This window comes from Agrobacterium sp. a22-2 (genome assembly GCF_012276985.1).
Lineage (GTDB): Bacteria > Pseudomonadota > Alphaproteobacteria > Rhizobiales > Rhizobiaceae > Allorhizobium.
The window spans coordinates 108,654-130,203 of record NZ_JAAXMM010000001.1; the positions used below are offsets into that span (position 1 = coordinate 108,654).

A 21,550-nucleotide genomic window follows, 5' to 3' on the forward strand; every position below is an offset into this window, starting at 1 on the left:
TCTCCGTTTTACTGCCTAAAGCCTATGGGGCTAATCTTGCGTGGGACTTACGGAGAAAGTTGTCTTCACTCGTGTTCGTAGATTTCACCTGCAGACGTCACGATGACCCATTTCCCATCACGCTGTTCAAGGGTCGCGACACGGCTGTTGTCGGGCAGGATCGAGCCGACGCGAACCATGAACATGGCCGAGCCGTCCTCGATCAGCGCACGGCCATTGGCGACATGCAGCAGACGGAAACCACCGCGACCGGGGAACGGCTGGATTTCATCCAGAGCGTCGCCTGCCTTTGTCTCTTCGCCCAGCTTCGACACCGTCGCGGTAACCAGGGAATCCAGATCCTGCGGGGGCGACTTGGGACCATTGTCGTCCTTGTCGACCATGGCCAGCGGCGAAACGCTGAACACGTTTCGGCCGGGACCTTCCGGCAGGTCGCGCGTGTGATCGATCGCCGTCACCCGCATGCCGAATTTCTCTTCGTTGAAGAAGACATACCAGGGGAAGAAAGCCGCGGCGCAGGCAAGTGCCACGCCGGTCGCGGCGAGGACGCGATCAGTCAGCAGGGACGGCTTGCGAAAAGGCTGCTTCAACGGCGGCACTTTTTCGTCGGCATCAAAATCGGTCACGGTCATCCTCTTAGTTTTCCGGTGGTACCAGGCTGGCCGGCTGCTGCCTTCAGGGCGCCGGCCAGATCGGCATAGGCGTCCACAGCCGCGCGATCGCTCGGCGTCTGCTTCAGCACCTCGTAGATGAGGGGAACCTGCTTGATCGCCATGTCGAGATCCGGATCACTGCCGGCGCGGTAACCGCCGATCAGCCGCAGATCCCGCGTTTCTTCAAAACGATGGATCAACGTCTTCAGGCGCGAGACCAGTTTTTCCTGCTCCGGCGTCCAGGCCTTGCGCGCCAGACGCGAGATCGAGGTCAGCGGATTGATCGGCGGATATCGCCCCTCGTCCGCCAGGCTTCGATCGAGCACGATATGGCCGTCGAGAATACCGCGAGTCGAGTCGGCGATCGGGTCGTTGTGGTTGTCGCCATCGACGAGAATGGAGATGATCGCCGTGATGGTCCCTGCCCCCTCCTCGCCCGGGCCAGCCCGTTCCAGCAGCCGCGGCAATTCGGTGAAGACCGACGCCGGGTATCCGCGGGCAATCGGCGGCTCGCCGGCGGCCGTGGCCACTTCGCGAATGGCATGGGCAAAACGGGTGATGCTGTCGACGATGAACAGGACGTTTTCGCCTTTGTCGCGGAAATGCTCGGCAATGGTCATGGCGGCCAGCGGCGCCATCTTGCGCAGCATCGGGCTTTCGTCACTGGTGGCAACAACCGCCACGGCCTTGGCCATGTTGGGGCCGAGCGTATCCTCGATAAACTCGCGCACTTCACGGCCGCGTTCGCCGACCAGCGCAATCACCACCTTGTCAAAGGCATCGGCGCGCGCCAGCATCGACAGCAGGGTCGACTTGCCTACGCCGGAGCCGGCGAAGATGCCGAGACGCTGGCCGAAGCAGAGCGGAGAAAAGATATCGATGGCCCGCACGCCGGTGCGGAATCCCTTTTCAACGCGACGGCGCGCCATGGATGGCGGCGCCGAATTGGAAATCGACCGGCGTTCAGGTCCTGATGTGAGGGGGCCGCGGCCATCGATCGGCTCGCCCAAAGCGTTGATCGTGCGGCCGCACCAGCTGGCATCCGGCGCGATGCGAAAAGCGCCCTTGCGAATGACCACGTCGTGCACGCCGATCGGTTCGCCAGGCTCGATGGGGCAGACATAGACCAACTCGGGCTCGACCCGTACGACCTCGCCCAGATGAATGCCGGTCGCGCTGCGATGGGCGACGAAATCGCCGAGATGCAGATGGCGAGACAGACCGGTCACGGTGTAGTGGCCGGCCGCGATGGTGCGGACATGGCCGCCATGAGTCACGGAATAATCCGGATTGGCATAGCGCGTCGTCAATCCTGCCAGCTGCGCCAGCTTTGTGTTCGGAGCGATATCGACTTGAAACTCTGTGGCCATCGGTCTTCGTCCTCAGCCTATCGGCTTCCGCCGAGCGTCTTGATTGCCTCGCTGAGAGATGTCTCGCCTTCCTGGATCAGGGAGGAAATGCTCTCGAAAGCACGATTGACCTGGATCAGTTGCGTCATCTCACCGATGCCGTTGACATTGGACTGCTCGAGATAACCCTGGATGACGCCGATCGACGAATCGTCCACCACCGGCTGCGGCCGGTCGGTGGTGATCACACCGCTATTGTCGTGGCGGATGAAGCCCTTGCTGATATCGGCGGTAAACAAGCCGAGCGTTGCGACCTGGCGATCATCCTGCATGATGCCGCCGTCAGCGCCAACGGACGGCGGGCCGCCGGCCCGGTTGAGTTGGATCGGCGCACCGCCAGCGTCAAGGACGGGATAACCCTGCAGCGAGACCAGTTCGCCGGTTTCCTTCATGGTGAAACGGCCATCGCGGGTCAGGACCTGACCAGCGGGCGTATCGATGGCGAACCAGGCGTCGCCCTTGACCGCGAAATCGAGGGGATTGCCGGACTGCTCCAACTGCCCGGATGCGGTATTGAGATAGTCATTGCCCTGGGACACGAAGGCGATCTTGGCATTCATGTCGTTCTGGGTCTTGCTCAGCACCTGATCGAACTTGACCTCGGTCGAACGGAAACCGACCGTGTTTATGTTCGCCATATTGTCTGCGATTGTCGTCAGTCGCCGCTCGAGGGCAATCTGTGACGACAGAGAAACATACATTCCAGATTGCACGTCAACTGCCTCCGAGTTTCAGGGAGTTTATAGAGATCAACAAATCGGCGGAAATGCCGTGCCCGGCCGAGGAGCCGAAAACGGCCAGCGGGTCATAGTTGTTGGATGGGTTTTCCAGCTCCCAGAGCGCCGTAAAGCGCTCGAGAAAGGTGCCGAGCTTCTCGGGGTCCTTGAAGTCCTCGACGTCGAAGAGCTTTTCGAGATAGGCCGCCTGCTTGTCGATATCGGAGGCGGCAACCTCCATCGGCAATTGAAAGGCGGTACGAACGACCTGAGCCAGGGCGCCATCGGCCAGAATATCCATGGTCGACGTCACTTCGGGCGCCATGCGCTCAAAATAAAGCGCGAGCCGCACACCATTGTTGTCGGCGCCGGCGTCTTCCTCGAGGGTCTGGCGCATATATTTGTCGACGACGCCCTTTTGCGCCCGGTCGAAGGAGGTGGCGGCCGTGTCATAGGCGGCAAAATTCAGTGCCGTGGCCAGGTCCGCATATCGGGGATCCGTCAGTTGCTTGGCAAAGGCCTCGTCGTCGGTCACACCCTCGGTCAGCACCTTGCGGATGAAGGCCTTGGCATAGGCCATGTCTTCGAGACCGTGCGCCTTCAGCGCATAATTATAAAGACGCGTATCGGCCATGAAATCGTCGACGGATTTCACATCGCCGATCTTGGAGAGATAGTATTCGGTTTCGCGTACGACATCCGGCTTCTGCGATACGCGTTCAAGCGAGCTCGGCAGGTCCTTGGCAATCATCTGATAGCTTGTATAGGTTGTCGTCACGGTCGTTTACCTCCAGGATGGGACAAGCGGGAATAGCGTCCGTTATCGCTGTTATTGTCCCAAATGGCTTGCGCGAAGCTGTCTGTAGGTTGACAATTCATGAAGAGCCCGACCATCAGCCTCACGCAAGGAAGCAACCTTATCGCTTCATCTGAAAAGCAACGTTCAGATGCAGGCGCGAAATGAATATTATCATCGGATTTGTGATCACTATCGGCTGTATCCTCGGAGGTTTTATGGCCATGGGTGGCCATATCGACGTGCTTATTCAGCCCTACGAGCTCATGATTATCGGCGGTGCCGGCATCGGCGGTTTCATCATGGCCAATCCGATGAAGGTCGTGAAAGACTCCGGCAAAGCGCTTGCCGAGGCCTTCAAGAACGCGGTTCCCAAGGAACGGCACTATCTGGATGTGCTCGGCGTCCTTTATTCTCTGATGCGCGACCTCAGAACGAAATCGCGCAACGAGATCGAAGCGCATATCGACAATCCCGAGGAGTCCTCGATCTTCCAGGCAGCGCCGTCGGTCCTGAAGAACAAGGAGTTGACGGCCTTCATCTGCGACTATGTCCGTCTGATCATCATCGGCAATGCCCGTAGCCACGAGATCGAGGCGCTGATGGACGAAGAAATCAACACCATCCACTACGACAAGATGAAGCCGTACAATGCCATCACCATCATGGGCGACAGCTTCCCGGCCATCGGTATCGTTGCGGCGGTGCTCGGCGTCATCAAGGCCATGGGCAAGATCAACGAATCGCCGGAAGTTCTGGGCGCGCTGATCGGCGCCGCCCTCGTCGGCACCATGCTCGGCATCATCCTGTCCTATTCGGTCTGCAATCCGCTGGTCTCGCAGATCAAGGTGGTTCGTACCAAGCAGCACCGCCTCTACATCATCGTCAAGCAGACCCTGCTTGCCTACATGAACGGCTCTGTCCCGCAAGTTGCGTTGGAATACGGCCGCAAGACGATTTCCTCCTATGAGCGTCCGTCGATTGACGCGGTCGAGCAGGAAATGATGAACCCAGGTGGCGAGAACAAGGCGGCTTGATCATGACAGATACACAGACAAAGCCCGCGACCCCCATCGATCACGCCCTGCTTGCAAAGCTGACCGGCGCTCTCGGCGACAAAAAGACGGTAGAGAAGCTGGCGGCCGATTTTGGCCACCTCTACAGCGAATTCCTGCCCGACGTCTTCCACAGCGAGACGGGACTGGCGATCGAAGTCAGCTACAACCGTCACAGCGCGGGCCTGATGAACGACCTGATCGCCGATCTGGGCGACGATTTCGTGCTGGTCGATGCGTCCCTGCGCAACTGGAGCCAGAATTTCGTCCTGGCTTGCGGCAACGGCTTCGTCATCACCCTGATGGAAAACCTGCTGGGCGCCATGCCGGAAACCATCGAACAACCGATCCAGCGCCCGCTGTCGCGCATCGAACTCGATCTGGCCGTCATGGTGTTCGACCGGATTGCCAATGTTCTGCGCTCCGGCGTGAACGCGACGGGCGGCTTTGAAGTCATCCCCGAGCGGCCGCACAATGCGGAAGATCGTCCCAAGCCCGAACCCGACCATATTGACGAATTCGGCGCCGCAATCCGGATGAACATCACGCTCGGCACGGTGACATCCGAATTTGTCCTGATCATTCCGCAAAAGGCATTGCTCAAGACCAAGGTGACCGCTCCCCGATCCAAGAGCCAATTGTCGAAGAACCACAAGGAGTGGTCGGATCAGCTGGCCGAACAGGTTCGTCGCTCGCAGATCACGTTGGAGGCCAAGGTCCGGCTGCAGCCGATCTCGCTGCTGACGGTCTCCAAGCTTGCCGTCGGCGATGTCATTCCGTTCCGCGATCATGGCGACGTCACCGTCGACGTCAGCGCGAACGGCAAGGACATGTATGCATGCGAATTCGGCCGGGCCGGCGAGCACTACACGGTTCGCGTTAAATCAAACATCAGTTCCGAAGACGAGATACTTAGACATTTGATGGGGTAAGACCTTTATCCTGCCGCCGGCACGGCAAGGCAGGTTGAGGCAAGTTTCAACGGGAATAGTGATTTCATGGCTACGAAAAAAACACCTGTGACCGATGACGATGCACTGGCGATGCCGGCGAGCGATGCCGATTTCGACCAGGCGATCGACGATCTGCGCGGCGTCCTGAAAAGCGACAGCGACGGAACCTTGCCGGATCTCGGCGGTGACTTCGGTTCGGACCTCGGCGGCGACTTCGGTGCCGGCAGCAGCGATGCACCCGGCATGGCGAGCTTTGATTCCGATTTTGGCGGCGGTAGCCCATCGATGGATACCGGTTCCTTCGGCGACACGTCGTTCGGTGGCGGCTTTTCCGACACGGGCGGCCAGACGGCCGGCCTCGGCAGCGCGCTGAACGCCAATCTCGATCTGATCATGGATATCCCGATCGATGTCCAGATCGTTCTCGGCAGCAGCCGCATGCAGGTCTCGGGCTTGATGAATCTCGAGGAAGGCGCAATCATTGCGCTGGACAAGAAAATCGGCGAACCGGTTGAAATCATGGTGAATGGCCGGCGGATTGCCAAAGGCGAAATCACCGTGCTTGAAAACGACGACACCCGGTTCGGTGTCAAACTGATCGAAGTGATGAGCACCAAGACATCCTGACCCAATTCTAGGGCCGGAGGGGAAAGACCATGATGGACTTTGATGATTTCGGCGGTCCCATTGCAGGAAAGCCCCTGAGCCAGGCGGACAAGGCCGCTGCGGTTCTTCTTGCCATGGGCAAGGGCGTTGCCGGCAAGCTGCTGAAGTATTTCACCCAGAACGAATTGCAGACGATCATTGCCTCGGCCCAGACACTGCGCACCATTCCGCCGGACGAACTGGCTGTTCTCGTCGGCGAATTTGAGGACCTGTTCACCGAGGGCGCCGGCCTGATGGACAATGCCAAGGCCATCGAGAGCATTCTCGAAGAAGGCCTCACGCCGGAAGAAGTCGACGGCCTGCTCGGCCGTCGTACTGCATTCCAGGCCTATGAGGCTTCGATCTGGGATCGCCTGCAGGATGCCGATCCGGAATTCATCGGCAAGTTCCTGATGCGCGAACATCCGCAGACAGTTGCTTATATCCTGTCCATGATCCCGTCCGCATTCGGCGCCAAAGTGCTGTTCACCCTGCCGGAGAGCCGGCGGGCCGATATCATGAACCGGACGGTGAACCTGAAGAACGTCAGTTCCAAAGCGGCCCAGATCATCGAGAACCGGGTCATCGAACTGATCCAGGAAATCGACACCGATCGCAATTCTGTCGGCACCAACAAGGTGGCCGAACTGATGAACGAGCTGGACAAGCCCCAGGTCGACACCTTGCTCAGCTCGCTGGAGACGATCAGCAAGGAAGCGGTCAACAAGGTTCGTCCGAAGATCTTCCTGTTCGAGGATCTGCTGTCGATGCCGCAGCGCAGCCGCGTCATGCTGCTCAACGACATCTCCGCCGATATTCTCACCATGGCGCTGCGTGGCGCCTCGGTGGAGATCCGCGAATGTGTCCTGTCGGCGATCAGCCCGCGTCAACGCCGCATGATCGAATCGGATCTGCAGGCCGGCACCGTCGGCATCAACCCGCGCGAAATCGCGATTGCCCGGCGGGCGGTCGCCCAGGAGGCCATTCGCCTCGCCAATGCCGGCCAGATTCAGCTCAAGGAATCCGAGGCCGAAAAGGCCGCCTGAGCCTGACGTCAACCATGCGGGCCACTCACGTCCGCATGGTTCGGTTTCTGCAGACCAGAGGTGGCACAGGCGGCCGCTTCGATTGCCAGCTGCCCTACCGCTGCAATCTATCCGCATGCACTGTTGAAAACCCTGGCCCCACCAATTGCGACGATTGAATGCGGGAACGCCCGGGGGTATCTTGATGATGCGGCCGTGCCCGACGCGTATGGCCGTCCTTGACGTCGATATCTCGATCACCGCGCGTCCGGCCGCCTTGGCAAGTGTCGATCCGATGGACGGAACATGGCAGCAGGCCCGAAGGGCTTTCTACCTCGACGGATGACCGCAACGAACGGATCGGGCCTTGTCTGACGACGATAAAGACAGCAAAACAGAAGACCCGACCAGTAAAAAGCTTCGGGACGCGGCCGAGAAAGGCAACCTGCCCTCTTCACGCGAAGCGCCGATCTTTGCGTCCGCATTGGCTCTCTACATCTACTTCGTCTTCTTCCTGCCCAAAGGGATCGCCCGTATGGGCGAAACCCTGCGGGATCTTTTCGAGCAACCCGACCAGTGGAGCATTGCGACTGGCACGGATGTGATCTCGCTGTTCATTCATCTGGGATGGGAGGCAAGCGCGCTGCTGCTGCCGGCCATGCTGCTGTTCATGTCGCTGGGCGTCATATCTTCCGTCGCCCAGAACATGCCGAGTTTCGTGCTGGAGAGGATAAGGCCGCAGATCAACCGCATCTCGCCGATGAAGGGATGGGAGCGCCTGTTCAGCAAAACGGGGATGATCGAGTTCGCAAAGTCGGCGTTCAAGATCGTCATCGTCTCCGCCGTGATCATCTTCACCATGCGGGGCCAGTATTTCGCCACGCTTGATGCGATGTTTTCCGATCCGCAGGTCATCTTCGTGAAGCTTGCGGCGATCATGAAACAGATCATCATCATCATCCTGTTTGCCACGGCACTGCTGGCGATCATCGACGTCGCATGGACCCGCTATCATTGGTACGAACAGCTGCGCATGACGAAGCAGGAGGTGAAGGAGGAGTTCAAGCAAGCCCAGGGCGACCCGATCATCAAGGCGCGCCAGCGTTCGATCGCGCGCGACCGGGCTCGCCGCCGGATGATCAGCAATGTGCCTCGCGCCACGCTGGTGATCACCAATCCCACCCATTATGCCATAGCGTTGCGGTATGTGCGCGAGGAAGGCGATGCGCCAATCGTCGTGGCAAAGGGCCAGGACATCATTGCGTTGAAAATTCGCGAACTTGCCCGGGAAAACAACATACCGATTTTCGAGGATCCGCCGCTGGCGCGCTCCATGTTTGCGCAAGTCTCGGTGGATAGTGTCATTCCGTCAGTATTTTATAAGGCCGTAGCGGAACTCGTTCACCGGGTTTACGCCTCGCAGGCCAAAAAGAACAAACGGATACGCTAAGCATTATGAAGAAATGCCCCTACACAAGCCAACGTGAGAAGATCGTCGCCGAGGCCATCAGCCCTGTCGCCACGGAGCTCAGGCTCCTGGATGCGGCGGACCTGATTTCCCTTCTGCGATTCGAATTCTTCGGCAATATTGCGGATCTCGTATCATCCGCGGCCGAGCTTTATTTTCATCCAGGCACCGTGAATTTCGGGGCGGGCGGTGATTACCGTCTTGACTGGGGCGGCGTGCCGGAGGTCGTGCTCGACCTGGAAATCAAGCCGAAAGATGTCACCGTCTATGCACAACTGACGTTGACGAACGAGCTGGCAGGCATCGAAATCAACCATATCTCATTCCAGAAACCGTCGAGCAATCCCGACGAGAACACGCGATTCCTGGAACAGAGCCTGCGCGATGCACGCTTCGTGAAAAGCCGCCCTGCCCCGTCCTACGGCTGAGACCGTTTGACAACAGGTTTTCCTGGAGCCAGGCGGCCCCTTCCAAATTCAGTTGATGTAGCCGAGGCGGATCGCCTTGGCGATCGCCTGGATGCGATTGACCGAATCAAGCTTGATCGTCGCGGAGCCGAGATAGGCATTGACCGTATGCACGGACAGGCCGAGCTTCTCGGCGATTTCCTCGCTGATGCGGCCGTCGCCTGCCAGCTGAAGGCAGGCGATCTCCCGATCGCTGAGCGATTCGGATGGCGCGGCGCGGCGCTCGGTGAGCGAGAGAATATCCATCATCAGCTTGCAGCTGCGGCTATGCATATCAAGAATCATTTCACCCGGAACGTCCATGCCGCCCGTCGTGGTGAAAACCATGTAGCCATTGCCGACGGCGCCGAGACGGACCGGAAAGGCAATGCCCGAGAACGGCAGGGGACCGGGCGCCAGGCGGACGACGAAGGCCGTGAAATCGGAGGCTTCCGTAAAGCTGCTGTCGTCGCGGGCATTCCAGACCAGCGGCAGAAGCGACGCATCGATATGGGTCAGCAGCCTGTCGCCATAGCTGGCGACGAAGGCCTCGCAATAGGAGGTGTGGGCCGGACCCCAGTTTTCCATCTCGCAATAGAGCTTGCGCTTGCCGGGAAGGCCGGCGCCGCTGACCCGCAGCACCGCGAAGCTCTTGGCGTTGATCGTCTTCTGCATGGCAACGAGCTTGGGGAAGATGTCCGGGCGGCTGGCAGCCAGGCGCGTACGGCTCGACTGGAAATCCCCCACGCCACCATCGGAAAAGCCCCCGGAATAGGCCATGGGAAGATCCTTCATACGAGATTGTTGCGCACTGCATAGGCAATGGCTTCGGAGCGGGTCTTTGTGGCTGTCTTGCGCATCACACTGGTGATGTAGTTGTTGATGGTATTGCGTGAGATTCCAAGGATCATGGCGATCTCGTCACTGGTCTTGCCTTCCGCGATCCAGAACAGGCATTCCAGTTCCCGCTCGGTCAATTCGAAATCACGGTCGGTCTTCTGCCCTTTGCTGGACGAGAGGCTGACACAATAGCCCGCCAGTAGCCCTACCTCGCGCAGCCGCTCCGGCGACAGGACAAAACCGTCCGGCAAGAGCAGCATCAACGACAGCCTGGTGCGCCCGACATTGAACATCAGCGAACAATATTGCCGGCTGGCACCGGGAGGCACATCCACGTCATCAGGCAGAAGAGCGAACTTGGGCTGCAGGAGGGAGAGACACTTCTCCAGTTCCGTCGTGCGGGAATAGGCCGCGGCCAGTTCCACCTCAAGCCTGCGCACGAGATCGAAAGGCCAGTTTGCCGAAACGACGAAGTCCAGCCCCTGCTCCTGAACCAGGTCGTAACGGGCCAGAAGAAAATACGACGCACCGGAATAGCTCGTCAAAATTCGCAAGGCAGCCTGAATATTGCCCGATCCGGCCACCGTCGACAATTTGCCAATCAGCTGTTCCGCAGATGCGCCCTTGGCGCTATCGCCGGAGGGGAACACGGACTGCTTCTTGTTTCCGACACTTGCTTGCAACAGCTCAGCGTCCATTTGTTTCCCCCTTTCCGGGACGAAACGGCCAGTCCTCAATAAACGCCATGAACTGTCGGAAGCCGCCTATTCCTTCAGCTCAGTCTGGCGATCCGCGCATACCGACGAATCATGGTTCCATTGTAAGAGATAAATAGGCAAATGCCATAACTAGCTTTGGGGGCTGGCCACCAACATGCATCCGTGAATCACCGCGAATCGCTCCGCCGAAAGCCCGCTGCGCTAACGAAAACGCCGTGCGCAAGGCACGGCGTTCGGGTCTGTCGGGGTGTCTGATCAGGCGGCTTTGTCCACAGCCCATTTGCGAAGGATCTTGGCAGCGCGCTCTTCGCTGATTTCGACCATCCGCGCCAGGCGCCGCTCGGGGCCTTCCTTGACGCGGCGGTTGAATCCGCCGTTCGGATCGTCGTCCAGCGACAGCATGTCGTCGGTGCTGTCGAAACCGAAGTCTGAACCGAAGCCATCCATAAGGCCGCCGCCTGCACCATCCATGCCGGGCATGCCAGGCGAGAAATCCGGAAGCTCGAGGCCTGCAGCCGTTTCGCCGGTGGCAAGCGCCGAGGAGGACGAGCCGTTGATGGATCTGACCATCGGGCGGATGCCCATCCAGACGATCAGGAACGCCACGCCGACAAAGGCAAGCGAGTTGATAATGCCGGCCAGATTGCGGCTCAGCATGTCCATGACACCGGGACCGGCTGCCGATTCTTCCAGAAGCTGGTTCTCAAGGAAGTCCATGGCCGTCAGAGTGATCATGTCGCCGCGGCCGGTATCGAGGCCCGCAGCCGACGTGACGATCTTCTGCATCTCGGCCAGATAGGCGTCGATCTTGGCCTGGTCGACCGGTTCGCCGACCATCTTGGCAACGCGACCCTTGTTGACGACCACGGCGACCGAGATCTTCTCGACCTTATAGCTGTTGCTGACCGTTGCGACCGTCTTGCTATTGATTTCGTAGTTGGTCTGCTCTTCCTTCTTGTCCGCCTCGTCGGAAGATTCCGGACCTGCGCCGGTGCCTTGCGGATCGCCCTGGGGAATGTTCTGTTCCACGGTCGCGGCGGTATCCTGCATCTTCTGCATGGATTTTTGCGCTTCCTTGGTCACACGGACGGAGCGCTCGACGCGCGATTCCGGATCGTAGATCGTCTCCTGGATCTGCTGGGTATCTGTGTTGAGCTGGGCCGTGACGCTCGAGCGGAAATTGTCCATGCCGAGAAAAGGCGCCAGCGCCTTGTCGATGTTGGATTCGATTTCCTGCTGCACAGACTGGACGACGCCAAGCGACTTGTTGGCCGCACCGCCGGTCTCGTCGCCGGACGCCAGCAACTGGCCGGTCGAATCGAGGATGGTGACATCGTCGACATCAAGGCCCGGCACCGAGGCCGCGACCAGATGGCGGATGGAGGCGGATGCCTTGCGCCCGGTGGTCGTGCTGGCGCGGATCATGACGGAAGCCGTCGGCTTCTGGTCGCCGCGCCGGAAATTGCCGACGTCGGGCATGACGATGTGGACACGCGCCGCGGCAATGCCGGCGATCTGCTGAATGGTGCGGGCAACTTCGCCTTCAAGGGCGCGAACCCTTGTAACTTCCTGCATGAAGGAGGTTAGTCCGAGCGAGCCGACATTATCGAAAAGCTCATAGCCGGCATTGGCGCTGTTGGGCAGGCCACGTTCGGCCAGCAGCAAGCGGGCCTTGCCGGTCATGCCGGCCGCAACCTGAATGCTCTGGCCATCGCTGCCGACTTCGAAATCGATGCTGGCTTCGGCAAGGGCAATGCTGATCTGATTGAGATCGGTGGTTTCGAGACCGACATAGAGGGTCTCATAGGCGGGCTTGTTGACAAGAAGCGCGGCGCCGATGATCAACGCCACGGATAAGACACCGACACCCGCCAGGGCCATGAGGCGACCTTGCCCCAGGGATGCCAAGTTTTTAAAAACTTGAAGTAATTGATTAAACAGATTCATTCTGTCTCACACCGTCGATCGAAGTGGTTGCGGCATTTGCCCTTGGCCAGACACTACGAGGCGAAACTTGTGCGAGCGTTTCGTCGCACGCAAGCGACCGGTGCAATAGCGGGTGCAATGCGTGACATGAAACGATGGGAAGAACCTTGGAGGGTATGCGTCTAACGCGTGTCGGGATCGTTCAGATCCGATCCGTCGTACACTTTATCTGTTTGTCTTGCCGCATGTCATTGTCCCGGAGCCGGTAGCGGCCTTCGGGCTGCGTGCTCTAGAAGAAGTCGAAGTCTCCGGCGGCCTTGCCAAGCGGCTGCGAATGGCCATGGCGCAGACCTGAGCCCAACGCCTTCTGCATGTCGGCAAGTTTCACCAGGCTGATGGCAGTGCTGAGGTCCACCACCCATTCATTGGGAATGGTGCCGGTAATGGTGTCGATGAATTCCGCGATGCCGCGCGTCTTCTGGACCGCCAGATCAATGCCCTGCAGGACCTTGACGCTGTCAGGCGATTCCAGGACGTTGACGCCGCCCAGTTCCAGCATCTGCGGCTCTATCCGTTCGATCAGATAGGCCACGTCATGCAGCTCGGAGACAATCCGCATCAAGATTTCCGGCAGAGCCTCTTCCAGAACAGTCTCTGTCTTCTTTTCGGTATGCATGAAGATTCCTATCACTAGAAGAATTCGATGGAGCTTTCCACTGGCCGCAGGACCGGTGTGGGCCGCTGTTCCAGAGCCACTGTTTTCTGCGTTTCGGCACCCGTCAACGGATACTGCCTGGCACGTCCGCTGACTGGCCAGAATTCCAGCTTACGGCCATGATCCCCCCCGGTCGACGAACCGACAATCTTGATGCCTTCGTCCCTCAGGAACTGGTTTGCAAAGGCGGCATTCTGTTCGCCGACGTTGGAAAAGGTTGCGATGGTCTTGGCGCCCCCGAAAATTTTCGCCTCGAGCCGATCGCGTCTCGCTCCCTTTTTCAGCAGTCCATTGATGAGAAGTTCCATCAGATGAACGCCGTATCGTGTTGCATCTCCACCGCCGGCCCCCGGATTGGCCGAACCAGGCAAAAGAAAATGGTTCATGCCTCCGACGCCAGCGATCGGATCCCGCAGACATGCGGCCACACAGGAGCCGAGAATGGTAGACAGGACCACATCTGGTTCACTGATGACCTTATACTCGCCCTGTATGATATGGACCCGCCGAGACGCAACCTCTTCGATCATTTCAACGCTCCGAAAACAGCCTCGATGGCAGCCCTCATCTTTTCGATGGTGAAAGGCTTTGCCAGGACGTTGTTGGCCCCCAGCTGCGCGGCTTTCTGAACCAGAGCCCGGTCACCTTGCGCGGTCAAAATGATGAACGCGGCCTTTTTGGTGGTCGGGTTGGTGCGCACCGCCTGAAGGAGGCCGAGGCCATCCATCTTCGGCATGTTGAAGTCGGAGATGACGAGATGATGGGGCTGCTGCTCCATGATCTTCAGACCCTGTTCGCCATCGCCGGCGGCCGTGATCTGCTTGAAACCGAGCTGCGTCAGTGCATCGCTTAACAGCAGGCGGCTTGTGACCTGATCGTCGACGATCAGAACTTTGATTTTCTCAGCTATAGACATTATTCACTACCTTCTTTTCGGGCGGCCGTAAGTTTCAGAATTTCATCGCCGATTGAAGCAAGCGGCAATTGATGCTCGACCGCACCCAATTCATGGGCCACTCGTGGCATCCCGTAGACCACACAGGTCTTCTCATTCTGCCCAATGGTGCGCGCACCTGCGTGACGCATCTTGAGCAATCCAGCGGCCCCATCGCGGCCCATACCGGTCAGTATGACCCCTACCGCGTTGCGGCCAGCAAGCTCAGCAACCGAATCGAACAACACATCCACCGAAGGCCGATGTCCGTTGACCGGATCCCTTTCGATCAACCGGCAGCTCGGCGCCGAGGCGTTGACGACCTGCAGATGCCGGTCTCCGCCCGGAGCGAGATAGATCTTGCCGATTTCCAGCCTTGCACCATCGGTCGCTTCCTGGACCACCGGTGCGCAGAGACGATTAAGGCGTTCTGCAAAACTTTTGGTAAACGTCGGCGGCATGTGTTGCGTAATTACCGTCGGCGGGCAGTTTTGCGGGAATTTCTGCAACACGGCGATCAGCGCCTCGACGCCACCGGTCGACGAGCCGATCGCGACGATCTTGCGTCCGACGCGAAAGTCCGCGGCCGGTGCGGTCGTGGCGGCGGCCGGGGCCGGTGCCTGCCGGCGTTGCGCGCGCGCTGCTGCCTTGACCTTGTCGGCCAGATCTCCGAACGGGCGGGATTCGCCCGGCATCGGCTTTCCGACGCAATCGAAGGCGCCGATTTCGAGCGCCGCAAGGGTCGCTTCGGCACCACGATGGGTCATGGTGGAGACCATGATGACCGGCATAGGGCGCAGACGCATGATCTTCTCGAGGAACTCGAGGCCGTTCATGTTCGGCATCTCAATGTCGAGCGTTACGACATCGGGGTTGAGTTCCTTGATCGCAGCGCGCGCCTGAAGCGCGTCACCGGCCTGGCCGACGACATTGACTTCCGGATCGGAATTGAGCACGGCCGTGATCAGACCGCGCATGGTCGGGCTGTCGTCGACAACGAGGACACGGGCAGGAAGCTTCATGATTTCTTGCCCCCCTTGCCCAGATAGCGGTAGGTCGTGATGCCGATATTGTCGAAGAGGTTCTTGGCATCGCCCGAAACCCGTTCGGAGTGGCCGATGTAGAGATGTCCGCCCTCCGGCAACAATCCGGCGAAGCGCGACCAGATCTTCATCTGCGTCGGCTCGTCGAAATAGATCACGACGTTGCGGCAGAAGATGATGTCGAACGGCCCCTTGAACGGCCATTGGGCCATCAGGTTGAGCTCGTTATAGGTGATCAGCCGCTTGACGCGGTCATCGACCTGGTATTTGCGGCGCCCCTGGACATCGACTTCCTTGAACCATTGCTTGCGCATGGCCGGGGATACGGTTTCCAGCGCTGCCTCATCGTAGATGCCGGCCCGGGCCAGCGCCAGGATCTTCGGATCGATGTCGGTCGCCAGGATGCGGAAATCGTAGTCGGCGGCATTCGGCATCATGGAAAGAACGGTCAACGCGATCGAATAGGGCTCCTGCCCGTCCGAACAGGCCGCCGACCAGATGCGAACCCGGCCACCGGCCTTGGCGCGATTGATCAGTTCAGGCAGCACATCCGTCTTCAGATGTTCGAAATGATGGTTTTCACGGAAGAATCGCGTGAAATTCGTCGTCAGATGGGACAGCATTTCCCGCCGCGCCGGGGCGCCCTCGGTGGAGGATACCAGCGCGCAATATTCACGAAACCCCCTCAGACCCAAGGCCCGGATATGCTTGGACAAGCGGGAATAGACCAGCGAGGCCTTGCTGTCGTTCAGCGCTATGCCGGCATCGGAGTAGATCATCGCGGCGATCTCGTTCAGATCCCGCCGGGTCAACGGATATTCGCCGTTGGCCATGATCTCGTCGTCTGATTGCCTGGTCTGAGCAGGGGTCATCGACATCATGCCGCTTCGCTCTCTGCTTCAGGAAATAGTGCGCCAAGTTCGATCAAGCAGATCATCCTTTTTTCAATTGCCAGGACCCCACGCGCGTATTGCCGTTCGAGATCTGACGACACTTCCGGTGTCGGTTGGATATTGTCTTCCGTCACGGTCAGAATATCCGAGACGGCATCGACCAGCAGGCCGACGACTTTTTGCTTAACCTGGGCGACGATGATCACGTGACGTGGCGTCGGTTCGGCAGATTTTATCCCGAGCCGGGTGGCCAGGTTCATGATCGGCAGGACGGCACCGCGCAGGTTGATGACGCCCATGACGTGAGACGGCGAGTGCGGAAGAGGCGTCGCCGGGGTCCAGCCACGAATTTCCCGTACATTCATGATGTTGACGCAGAATTCCTGATCGCCGATCCGGAAGGCGATGAGCTCCCGGTTTCCTTCAATCAGACTTTTTACAACGAACGACATGACATTATCCTGCAACAGCTAAGGACATTTCCTGTTTGAGCGATTGACCGCGCGAGGCAGAGACGACGGCATCGACATCCAGAATGAGCGCGACGCGCCCGTCTCCGAGGATCGTTGCGGCGGCAATGCCGGGCACGTGGGTGTAGTTTGCCTCAAGGCTCTTGATGACCACCTGGCGCTGGCCCTGGATAGCATCCACCATCAGCGCGCGCTGACCGCCACCTTCCGATTCGACCAGGAGAGCGACGCCATCCATGGGATTGGCCTGCAGGTTGCGGAAGTTCAGGATCCGGCCGACATCCACCAGAGGGCAGAAGCTATTGCGGATCGAGATCAGCCTCTGGTTGGCACCGAACGAATGAATGTTCTGCGCTTCCGGCTGCAGGGTCTCAACGATGGCCGTCAGGGGAACGACCAGGGTCTGGTTGGCGACCGTGACCACCATGCCGTCGAGCACGGCGAGCGTCAGCGGCAGGCTCATGGTGAAGGTCGATCCATAACCCGGCTTCGAGCTGATGGAGATACGGCCACCGAGTGCCTGGATCGAGCGCTTGACCACGTCCATACCGACGCCACGGCCGGAAATGTCGGAGATCTTGTCGGCCGTGGAGAAGCCCGGCGCAAAGATCAGGTTGTCGATTTCCTCGTCGCTCAGGTTGGAGTCGGCGGCGATCAGTTCGTTGTCGATGGCCTTCTGGCGGACGCGTTCGCGGTTGATACCGGCACCGTCGTCGACCAGTTCGATGACGATACGGCCGGAACGATGCTTCGCTGTCAGCTTGATCGTGCCTTCCGGATCCTTGCCGGCCGCCATGCGCTTTTCAGGCGTTTCGATACCGTGGTCGACGGCATTACGGATCATGTGGGTCAGCGGTTCGGCAAGCTTGTCGATGACGGTCTTGTCGACTTCGGTGTTTTCCCCTTCCGTGACGAGGCGGATCGATTTACCGACCATGTCGGCCACTTCGCGAACGATACGCGACATGCGCTGGAAGACCGGCTTGACCGGCTGCGCACGGATTGCCATGACGCTGTCCTGGATCTCACGGGTCAGTTGCTGGAGTTCTTCCAGACCCATGTTGATCGAGGAGGTACCATTGGTATCGTTCTCGATGACGCTCTGCGAGAGCATCGCCTGGTTGATGACGAGCTCGCCGACCAGGTTGATGAGGCGGTCGACGCGATCGAGATCGACGCGGATGGTCTGTCCGGCAGCCGCATTGTTCTGGGCTGCGGCGGCGGCTGCAGCGGCAGCAGCGGGCGATTCCTTTTTCTCCTGCCGTTCGGCCTTGGCGGCGATTCCGGCCAGCTTCGTGACATTGCTGGCAGTCTCGGCAGCTTCGACGGCGGCACTTACCGCGCTGGCGGCCTGGTCTTCAAAGGCGCTGCCGGTGACTTCCGCGCCGCCTTCGTCCAGAATGGACAGATCGAAGGGTACTGGAACCATCGGCAGCTCTTCAGCCTTGGCTGCAGCTGCGGCTTCCTGGAGCTTCACTTCGAGTTCGCAATCCCATTCGGCGAATTCGAAGATGCTCCGGATACCCTCTTCGCCCTTTTCCGTCTTGATGGAGATCTTCCAGCTGAAATAGGCGTCCTCGGCGTCCATCTGGTCGAGCGGCGGCAGGTTGTCCGAGTTGCAATTGATGGTCATCTCACCGATGCGCGACAGGTCGCGCAGCAGCAGCGCCGCATCATTGCCCTTGGAATAGAGGTCGCGGCGGGGCTTGAAGGATACCTCGAAAGTCGGCACTTCATCTGCCGGCTCATCGCCGCCAAAATCCTCGAAGGAGAATGGGATCGGCTGGAAGCCGCTGGCATCGCTCGGCGCTGCGGCAGGCGCGGCCTTGGGTGCCGGCGCCGGTGCAGCGGAGGCCGCCGGCAAGGGGTCGCCGTTGGCGAGAGCTTCAAGTTCCTTGACAAGACCGGCAGAGCGCGACGGATCGACACTGCCCCCGTCACGGGATGCATTGGTCAGGTCGGCGAGCACGTCGGCCGACTTGAGCATCACCTTCATCACTTCAGGACCCGGCTCCAGCTTGTTGGAACGAACGCAATCGAGCGTCGTTTCAAAAACGTGAGCGAAGGAGACGAGATCATCGAGACCGAACGCACCCGCGCCGCCTTTGATGGAGTGCACCGCGCGGAAAACGGCATTGACCGTTTCCGGATCACGATCCCCATCATTCATTTTCAGCAGACCGGATTCCAGTTCAGCGAGCTGTTCCTCGCATTCCTGAAAGAAGATCTCTTTGATTTCGTTCATATCCATCGGAGAATTTCCCGGTTCAGGCGGTTACACGTTCAATGGCATCGATCAGCTTGGTTGGATCGAAAGGCTTGACGATCCAGCCGGTGGCGCCTGCCTGGCGAGCACGGTTCTTCTTTTCCGCATCGCTTTCAGTGGTCAGAACGAGGATCGGGATCGCCCGGTATTTCTCGTTGCGGCGAACGCCTTCGATGAAGCCGAAGCCATCGAGGCGCGGCATGTTGATGTCCGTAACGATGACGTCCGGATTGCATTCCTCAAGCACTTCCAGGCCTTCGATGCCGTCTTCGGCCTGAATGGTCTCGAAACCTGCATTGTTGAGGGTGACCAGGAGCATATTCCGGATGGTGCGGGAATCGTCCACTGTCAGCACTTTTTTCTTCATTGACGGATCTCCTTGGCGATCAGATGATCGATGTTTAAGCCTAAAAGCTGGATGGTCTTGAGGAAGGCGTCGGATGCCTTCGTTACGGAAAACGGATGCTTGTCCTCTTCCCAGGCCTTGGCACCCGCCATGAGCACCTGCACGCACAATGCACCGACCCGTTCGACGCCGGAGGCATCGACCGTTAACCCGCTGCCACGCATGGACAAAAGCTTGTCGCGCAGTGCGGAAGCCTCGTTCAAGTCCAGCACAGCGGGCAGCTCCAAATCCTTCAATGCGCCTTTCTTGCTTGCCATCAGCTCTTACCTCGTCTTTCCTGTTCCACGTCTCCGTTTCGATTAACCCCCATTGCCAGCCATGCTTTTCGTGGCTGAAACAACGGCGTGCGAAACACGACTGCTCTTGTTGTATAGAAAGGTAGTAAACATTCCCCTCATAGCCGAAGACCCGCGAGAGGCGTTGCGTAACTATATTCGTCGTCGATCGGCGGCGCGAAAATGTCTTCCTGCTTCTGCCCCCCTTGAGAAATCGGCAGAGCCTGTAATCGGCGGGGCGTCTCGCCTTCAGAAGCCGTGGCGGCAAGCTTGTCCCGTTTCGGCGCATGCTGCTGGCGCTCGATGCGGAATGCCCGGATCGTCTTGCCCAGTTCCAGTATTACCGTGTGAAGATCATCGGTTCCCTCTGACGACTGCCGGGCCATTTCGGCATTGCCGGCCGCATCTGTCCCCAGTGCCGCCACGGTGCCGGAAACGGCGCCGAGTTCGCCGGCATGACGCTCGGTGTCCCGGGCGATGGAGGCGACGGCATCATTGATCCCGGTCACCTGTGTGACGATGCTGGCGATCGCCTCCTGGGTGCGGGCGACCATATGAACGCCGGCATCGACCTGGGACTTGGTGGTCGCCACGAGCGTCTTGATCTCACGGGCCGATTCCGCCGAGCGCTGGGCGAGTGCGCGCACTTCCTGTGCAACAACGGCAAAGCCGCGGCCGCTATCGCCGGCACGGGCCGCCTCGATGCCGGCATTGAGGGCCAATAGATTGGTCTGGAAGGCGATTTCGTCGATAGCGCCGATGATCTGGCCGATCTGCTCAGCCGAGGCCTCTATATCGGACATGGCACTGATCGCCTGGCCGACCACATGACCGCTTTCCTCGACCGCCCTGCGGGTCTGCGTCGCGGCCTCTTCCGTGCGCTTGGAGTGGCCGGCGCTGTCGCGGACCTGGTCGGTGATGGTGCGCAGTTCGACCGAGGCTTGCTCCAATTGGGCGGCCTGGCTATCGGCGCGCTCCCAATACTGACGGGTCCTGACGGCGAACTCACCGGTGGTCGCGGCGGCCTGCTGCGTGCCTCGGTCGGCGGAAACCATGGCCGACTGCAGACCGTCGATAGCCCTGTTCAACGTCTCGGCAAGATCGCGATATTCGTCCGGATACTCGCCAGACAGCCGAACGGAAAGATCGCCTTCGGCCAGAGCCTCGAAAACCTCACCGAACACCTCCACGACGCCGGCGCGCTCCTTGCGCCGCATCTCGCCCAGTTCACGGTGATGCCGGACGCGTAATTCGTTGAACCGCAAGGAGACGGCGATTTCGACATCGACCATGACCAGACGGACGATCGCATTGGCCAGATCGGCCAGTTCGCGGGTCTTCTTCTTGGATGCGGTGAAAAATCCGCCGCCCGCGTCCGCGACAATGCCGGACAGCAGATGCTCGAGCACGACGGCATGACCGGCGATATGCCAGCGGGGATCGAGCCCCATCCGGCTCTCGGTGTCGGACAGCACCTTGACGCGTTCGGCATAGAGCGCGTCGAACCGGGCATCGGTCAGAACGTCCCAATGGGAGCCCAGAAGATCATGGAAACGATCGGTCTGCCGCTCGCTGGTAAAATTGCGAGCAGCCTCCGGGAAGGTCTGAAACCGCTGGAAGAGATCCCGCAGGCCGGAATTCACATGGGGTTCCAGGCTTGAACGGTGGCGGCGCAGAAGCTCGCAGAGCTCGGCATCGAGCGCGGCAAAGCGCAACCGATCGCGCAGGCTGCCTGCCTGGGCTCCTCTTGCTTCTTCTGCCTGCATGTCCTGCTGCAACTGCCAATCCCCGTCCGGATGGCCGGCCCTTGCGGCCAGACCCATCCGATCAAACCCGTCCGTTGCATCCGCGGTGACAGATATCCGGCTGCCGACATCGCCTGCAGACAAAGACCGTA

General features: G+C 59.5%; 23 protein-coding genes. 6 read left to right on the top strand and 17 right to left on the bottom strand.

Annotated features, from left to right (window positions below):
- Window positions 1–65: 65 nt before the first annotated feature.
- The 4 genes from HFC70_RS00535 to HFC70_RS00550 are packed head-to-tail and all read right to left on the bottom strand — an operon-like array spanning window position 66 to window position 3,556.
- The gene (locus HFC70_RS00535) at window positions 66–626 is read right to left on the bottom strand and encodes a flagellar protein (protein ID WP_168471245.1); all 561 of its coding nucleotides are present in this window, start codon (window positions 624–626) and stop codon (window positions 66–68) included.
- 2 nt (window positions 627–628) lie between these two features.
- Window positions 629–2,023 carry a flagellar protein export ATPase FliI gene (gene fliI / locus HFC70_RS00540; protein ID WP_168471246.1) on the bottom strand — a complete coding sequence of 465 codons (1,395 nt, stop codon included), beginning with the start codon at window positions 2,021–2,023 and terminating at the stop codon, window positions 629–631.
- A 17-nt stretch (window positions 2,024–2,040) separates the two neighbouring features.
- Entirely contained in the window at window positions 2,041–2,775 is a 735-nt protein-coding gene (gene flgF, locus HFC70_RS00545) for a flagellar basal-body rod protein FlgF (protein ID WP_168471247.1), read from the bottom strand.
- 1 nt (window position 2,776) lies between these two features.
- A complete protein-coding gene (locus HFC70_RS00550; RefSeq protein ID WP_168471248.1) occupies window positions 2,777–3,556 on the bottom strand; it encodes a DUF1217 domain-containing protein in 780 nt (259 codons plus the stop codon).
- A 182-nt stretch (window positions 3,557–3,738) separates the two neighbouring features.
- On the opposite strand from HFC70_RS00550, the gene motA reads away from it, so the two are divergent.
- The 6 genes from motA to HFC70_RS00580 all read left to right on the top strand — a co-directional run bounded on the left by motA (window position 3,739) and on the right by HFC70_RS00580 (window position 9,148).
- On the top strand, window positions 3,739–4,611 hold the full coding sequence (motA, locus tag HFC70_RS00555) for a flagellar motor stator protein MotA (RefSeq protein ID WP_168471249.1): 873 nt from the start codon (window positions 3,739–3,741) through the stop codon (window positions 4,609–4,611).
- Between the two features lie 2 nt (window positions 4,612–4,613).
- The gene (locus tag HFC70_RS00560) at window positions 4,614–5,561 is read left to right on the top strand and encodes a FliM/FliN family flagellar motor switch protein (RefSeq protein WP_168471250.1); all 948 of its coding nucleotides are present in this window, start codon (window positions 4,614–4,616) and stop codon (window positions 5,559–5,561) included.
- Between the two features lie 66 nt (window positions 5,562–5,627).
- Window positions 5,628–6,209 (top strand): flagellar motor switch protein FliN, encoded by a 582-nt coding sequence (gene fliN / locus HFC70_RS00565; RefSeq protein ID WP_168471251.1) that lies wholly within the window; start codon window positions 5,628–5,630, stop codon window positions 6,207–6,209.
- A gap of 29 nt (window positions 6,210–6,238) precedes the next feature.
- Window positions 6,239–7,273 carry a flagellar motor switch protein FliG gene (fliG, locus tag HFC70_RS00570; RefSeq protein ID WP_168471252.1) on the top strand — a complete coding sequence of 345 codons (1,035 nt, stop codon included), beginning with the start codon at window positions 6,239–6,241 and terminating at the stop codon, window positions 7,271–7,273.
- 346 nt (window positions 7,274–7,619) lie between these two features.
- On the top strand, window positions 7,620–8,702 hold the full coding sequence (gene flhB, locus HFC70_RS00575) for a flagellar biosynthesis protein FlhB (RefSeq protein ID WP_168471253.1): 1,083 nt from the start codon (window positions 7,620–7,622) through the stop codon (window positions 8,700–8,702).
- Between the two features lie 5 nt (window positions 8,703–8,707).
- Window positions 8,708–9,148: a hypothetical protein gene (locus HFC70_RS00580; RefSeq protein ID WP_168471254.1), complete on the top strand. Its 441-nt coding sequence runs from the start codon at window positions 8,708–8,710 to the stop codon at window positions 9,146–9,148.
- A 48-nt stretch (window positions 9,149–9,196) separates the two neighbouring features.
- On the opposite strand, the gene HFC70_RS00585 is transcribed toward HFC70_RS00580, so the two are convergent.
- The 13 genes from HFC70_RS00585 to HFC70_RS00645 all read right to left on the bottom strand — a co-directional run bounded on the left by HFC70_RS00585 (window position 9,197) and on the right by HFC70_RS00645 (window position 21,419).
- Entirely contained in the window at window positions 9,197–9,946 is a 750-nt protein-coding gene (locus HFC70_RS00585; RefSeq protein ID WP_168471255.1) for a response regulator transcription factor, read from the bottom strand.
- Window positions 9,947–9,957: 11 nt separating this feature from the next.
- On the bottom strand, window positions 9,958–10,704 hold the full coding sequence (locus HFC70_RS00590) for a helix-turn-helix transcriptional regulator (protein WP_168471256.1): 747 nt from the start codon (window positions 10,702–10,704) through the stop codon (window positions 9,958–9,960).
- Window positions 10,705–10,980: 276 nt separating this feature from the next.
- Window positions 10,981–12,672 carry a flagellar basal-body MS-ring/collar protein FliF gene (fliF, locus tag HFC70_RS00595; RefSeq protein WP_168471257.1) on the bottom strand — a complete coding sequence of 564 codons (1,692 nt, stop codon included), beginning with the start codon at window positions 12,670–12,672 and terminating at the stop codon, window positions 10,981–10,983.
- A 268-nt stretch (window positions 12,673–12,940) separates the two neighbouring features.
- On the bottom strand, window positions 12,941–13,327 hold the full coding sequence (locus tag HFC70_RS00600) for a hypothetical protein (RefSeq protein ID WP_168471258.1): 387 nt from the start codon (window positions 13,325–13,327) through the stop codon (window positions 12,941–12,943).
- Window positions 13,328–13,341: 14 nt separating this feature from the next.
- The gene (gene cheD / locus HFC70_RS00605; RefSeq protein WP_168471259.1) at window positions 13,342–13,896 is read right to left on the bottom strand and encodes a chemoreceptor glutamine deamidase CheD; all 555 of its coding nucleotides are present in this window, start codon (window positions 13,894–13,896) and stop codon (window positions 13,342–13,344) included.
- Complete coding sequence (gene cheY2 / locus HFC70_RS00610) at window positions 13,893–14,282, bottom strand: chemotaxis response regulator CheY2 (RefSeq protein ID WP_168471260.1); 390 nt, start codon at window positions 14,280–14,282, stop codon at window positions 13,893–13,895. Before cheY2 ends, cheD begins: the two co-directional genes overlap by 4 nt.
- Window positions 14,282–15,322 carry a protein-glutamate O-methylesterase CheB gene (cheB, locus tag HFC70_RS00615; RefSeq protein WP_168471261.1) on the bottom strand — a complete coding sequence of 347 codons (1,041 nt, stop codon included), beginning with the start codon at window positions 15,320–15,322 and terminating at the stop codon, window positions 14,282–14,284. The genes cheY2 and cheB overlap by 1 nt, the downstream gene beginning before the upstream one ends.
- The gene (gene cheR / locus HFC70_RS00620; RefSeq protein WP_210259094.1) at window positions 15,319–16,224 is read right to left on the bottom strand and encodes a protein-glutamate O-methyltransferase CheR; all 906 of its coding nucleotides are present in this window, start codon (window positions 16,222–16,224) and stop codon (window positions 15,319–15,321) included. The genes cheB and cheR overlap by 4 nt, the downstream gene beginning before the upstream one ends.
- Window positions 16,221–16,688, bottom strand: coding sequence for a chemotaxis protein CheW (locus HFC70_RS00625; protein WP_168471263.1), 468 nt, complete (start codon window positions 16,686–16,688; stop codon window positions 16,221–16,223). The genes cheR and HFC70_RS00625 overlap by 4 nt, the downstream gene beginning before the upstream one ends.
- A 4-nt stretch (window positions 16,689–16,692) precedes the next feature.
- A complete protein-coding gene (locus HFC70_RS00630; protein ID WP_168471264.1) occupies window positions 16,693–18,957 on the bottom strand; it encodes a chemotaxis protein CheA in 2,265 nt (754 codons plus the stop codon).
- Between the two features lie 16 nt (window positions 18,958–18,973).
- Window positions 18,974–19,339: a chemotaxis response regulator CheY1 gene (cheY1, locus tag HFC70_RS00635; protein ID WP_168471265.1), complete on the bottom strand. Its 366-nt coding sequence runs from the start codon at window positions 19,337–19,339 to the stop codon at window positions 18,974–18,976.
- Window positions 19,336–19,635, bottom strand: a complete 300-nt coding sequence (locus HFC70_RS00640) for an STAS domain-containing protein (protein ID WP_168471266.1) — start codon at window positions 19,633–19,635, stop codon at window positions 19,336–19,338. The genes cheY1 and HFC70_RS00640 overlap by 4 nt, the downstream gene beginning before the upstream one ends.
- Before the next feature lie 137 nt (window positions 19,636–19,772).
- The gene (locus HFC70_RS00645; RefSeq protein WP_168471733.1) at window positions 19,773–21,419 is read right to left on the bottom strand and encodes a methyl-accepting chemotaxis protein; all 1,647 of its coding nucleotides are present in this window, start codon (window positions 21,417–21,419) and stop codon (window positions 19,773–19,775) included.
- Window positions 21,420–21,550 lie beyond the last annotated feature (131 nt).

Coding starts and splice junctions, on each gene's coding strand:
- fliI (WP_168471246.1), bottom strand. CDS start 2,023: ATGGCCACAGAGTTTCAAGTCGATATCGCTCCGAACACAAAGCTGGCG.
- motA (WP_168471249.1), top strand. CDS start 3,739: ATGAATATTATCATCGGATTTGTGATCACTATCGGCTGTATCCTCGGA.
- HFC70_RS00560 (WP_168471250.1), top strand. CDS start 4,614: ATGACAGATACACAGACAAAGCCCGCGACCCCCATCGATCACGCCCTG.
- fliN (WP_168471251.1), top strand. CDS start 5,628: ATGGCTACGAAAAAAACACCTGTGACCGATGACGATGCACTGGCGATG.
- fliG (WP_168471252.1), top strand. CDS start 6,239: ATGATGGACTTTGATGATTTCGGCGGTCCCATTGCAGGAAAGCCCCTG.
- HFC70_RS00580 (WP_168471254.1), top strand. CDS start 8,708: ATGAAGAAATGCCCCTACACAAGCCAACGTGAGAAGATCGTCGCCGAG.
- HFC70_RS00585 (WP_168471255.1), bottom strand. CDS start 9,946: ATGGCCTATTCCGGGGGCTTTTCCGATGGTGGCGTGGGGGATTTCCAG.
- HFC70_RS00590 (WP_168471256.1), bottom strand. CDS start 10,704: ATGGACGCTGAGCTGTTGCAAGCAAGTGTCGGAAACAAGAAGCAGTCC.
- fliF (WP_168471257.1), bottom strand. CDS start 12,672: ATGAATCTGTTTAATCAATTACTTCAAGTTTTTAAAAACTTGGCATCC.
- HFC70_RS00600 (WP_168471258.1), bottom strand. CDS start 13,327: ATGCATACCGAAAAGAAGACAGAGACTGTTCTGGAAGAGGCTCTGCCG.
- cheD (WP_168471259.1), bottom strand. CDS start 13,896: ATGATCGAAGAGGTTGCGTCTCGGCGGGTCCATATCATACAGGGCGAG.
- cheY2 (WP_168471260.1), bottom strand. CDS start 14,282: ATGTCTATAGCTGAGAAAATCAAAGTTCTGATCGTCGACGATCAGGTC.
- cheB (WP_168471261.1), bottom strand. CDS start 15,322: ATGAAGCTTCCTGCCCGTGTCCTCGTTGTCGACGACAGCCCGACCATG.
- cheR (WP_210259094.1), bottom strand. CDS start 16,224: ATGATGTCGATGACCCCTGCTCAGACCAGGCAATCAGACGACGAGATC.
- HFC70_RS00625 (WP_168471263.1), bottom strand. CDS start 16,688: ATGTCGTTCGTTGTAAAAAGTCTGATTGAAGGAAACCGGGAGCTCATC.
- HFC70_RS00630 (WP_168471264.1), bottom strand. CDS start 18,957: ATGGATATGAACGAAATCAAAGAGATCTTCTTTCAGGAATGCGAGGAA.
- cheY1 (WP_168471265.1), bottom strand. CDS start 19,339: ATGAAGAAAAAAGTGCTGACAGTGGACGATTCCCGCACCATCCGGAAT.
- HFC70_RS00640 (WP_168471266.1), bottom strand. CDS start 19,635: ATGGCAAGCAAGAAAGGCGCATTGAAGGATTTGGAGCTGCCCGCTGTG.
- HFC70_RS00645 (WP_168471733.1), bottom strand. CDS start 21,419: ATGCAGGCAGAAGAAGCAAGAGGAGCCCAGGCAGGCAGCCTGCGCGAT.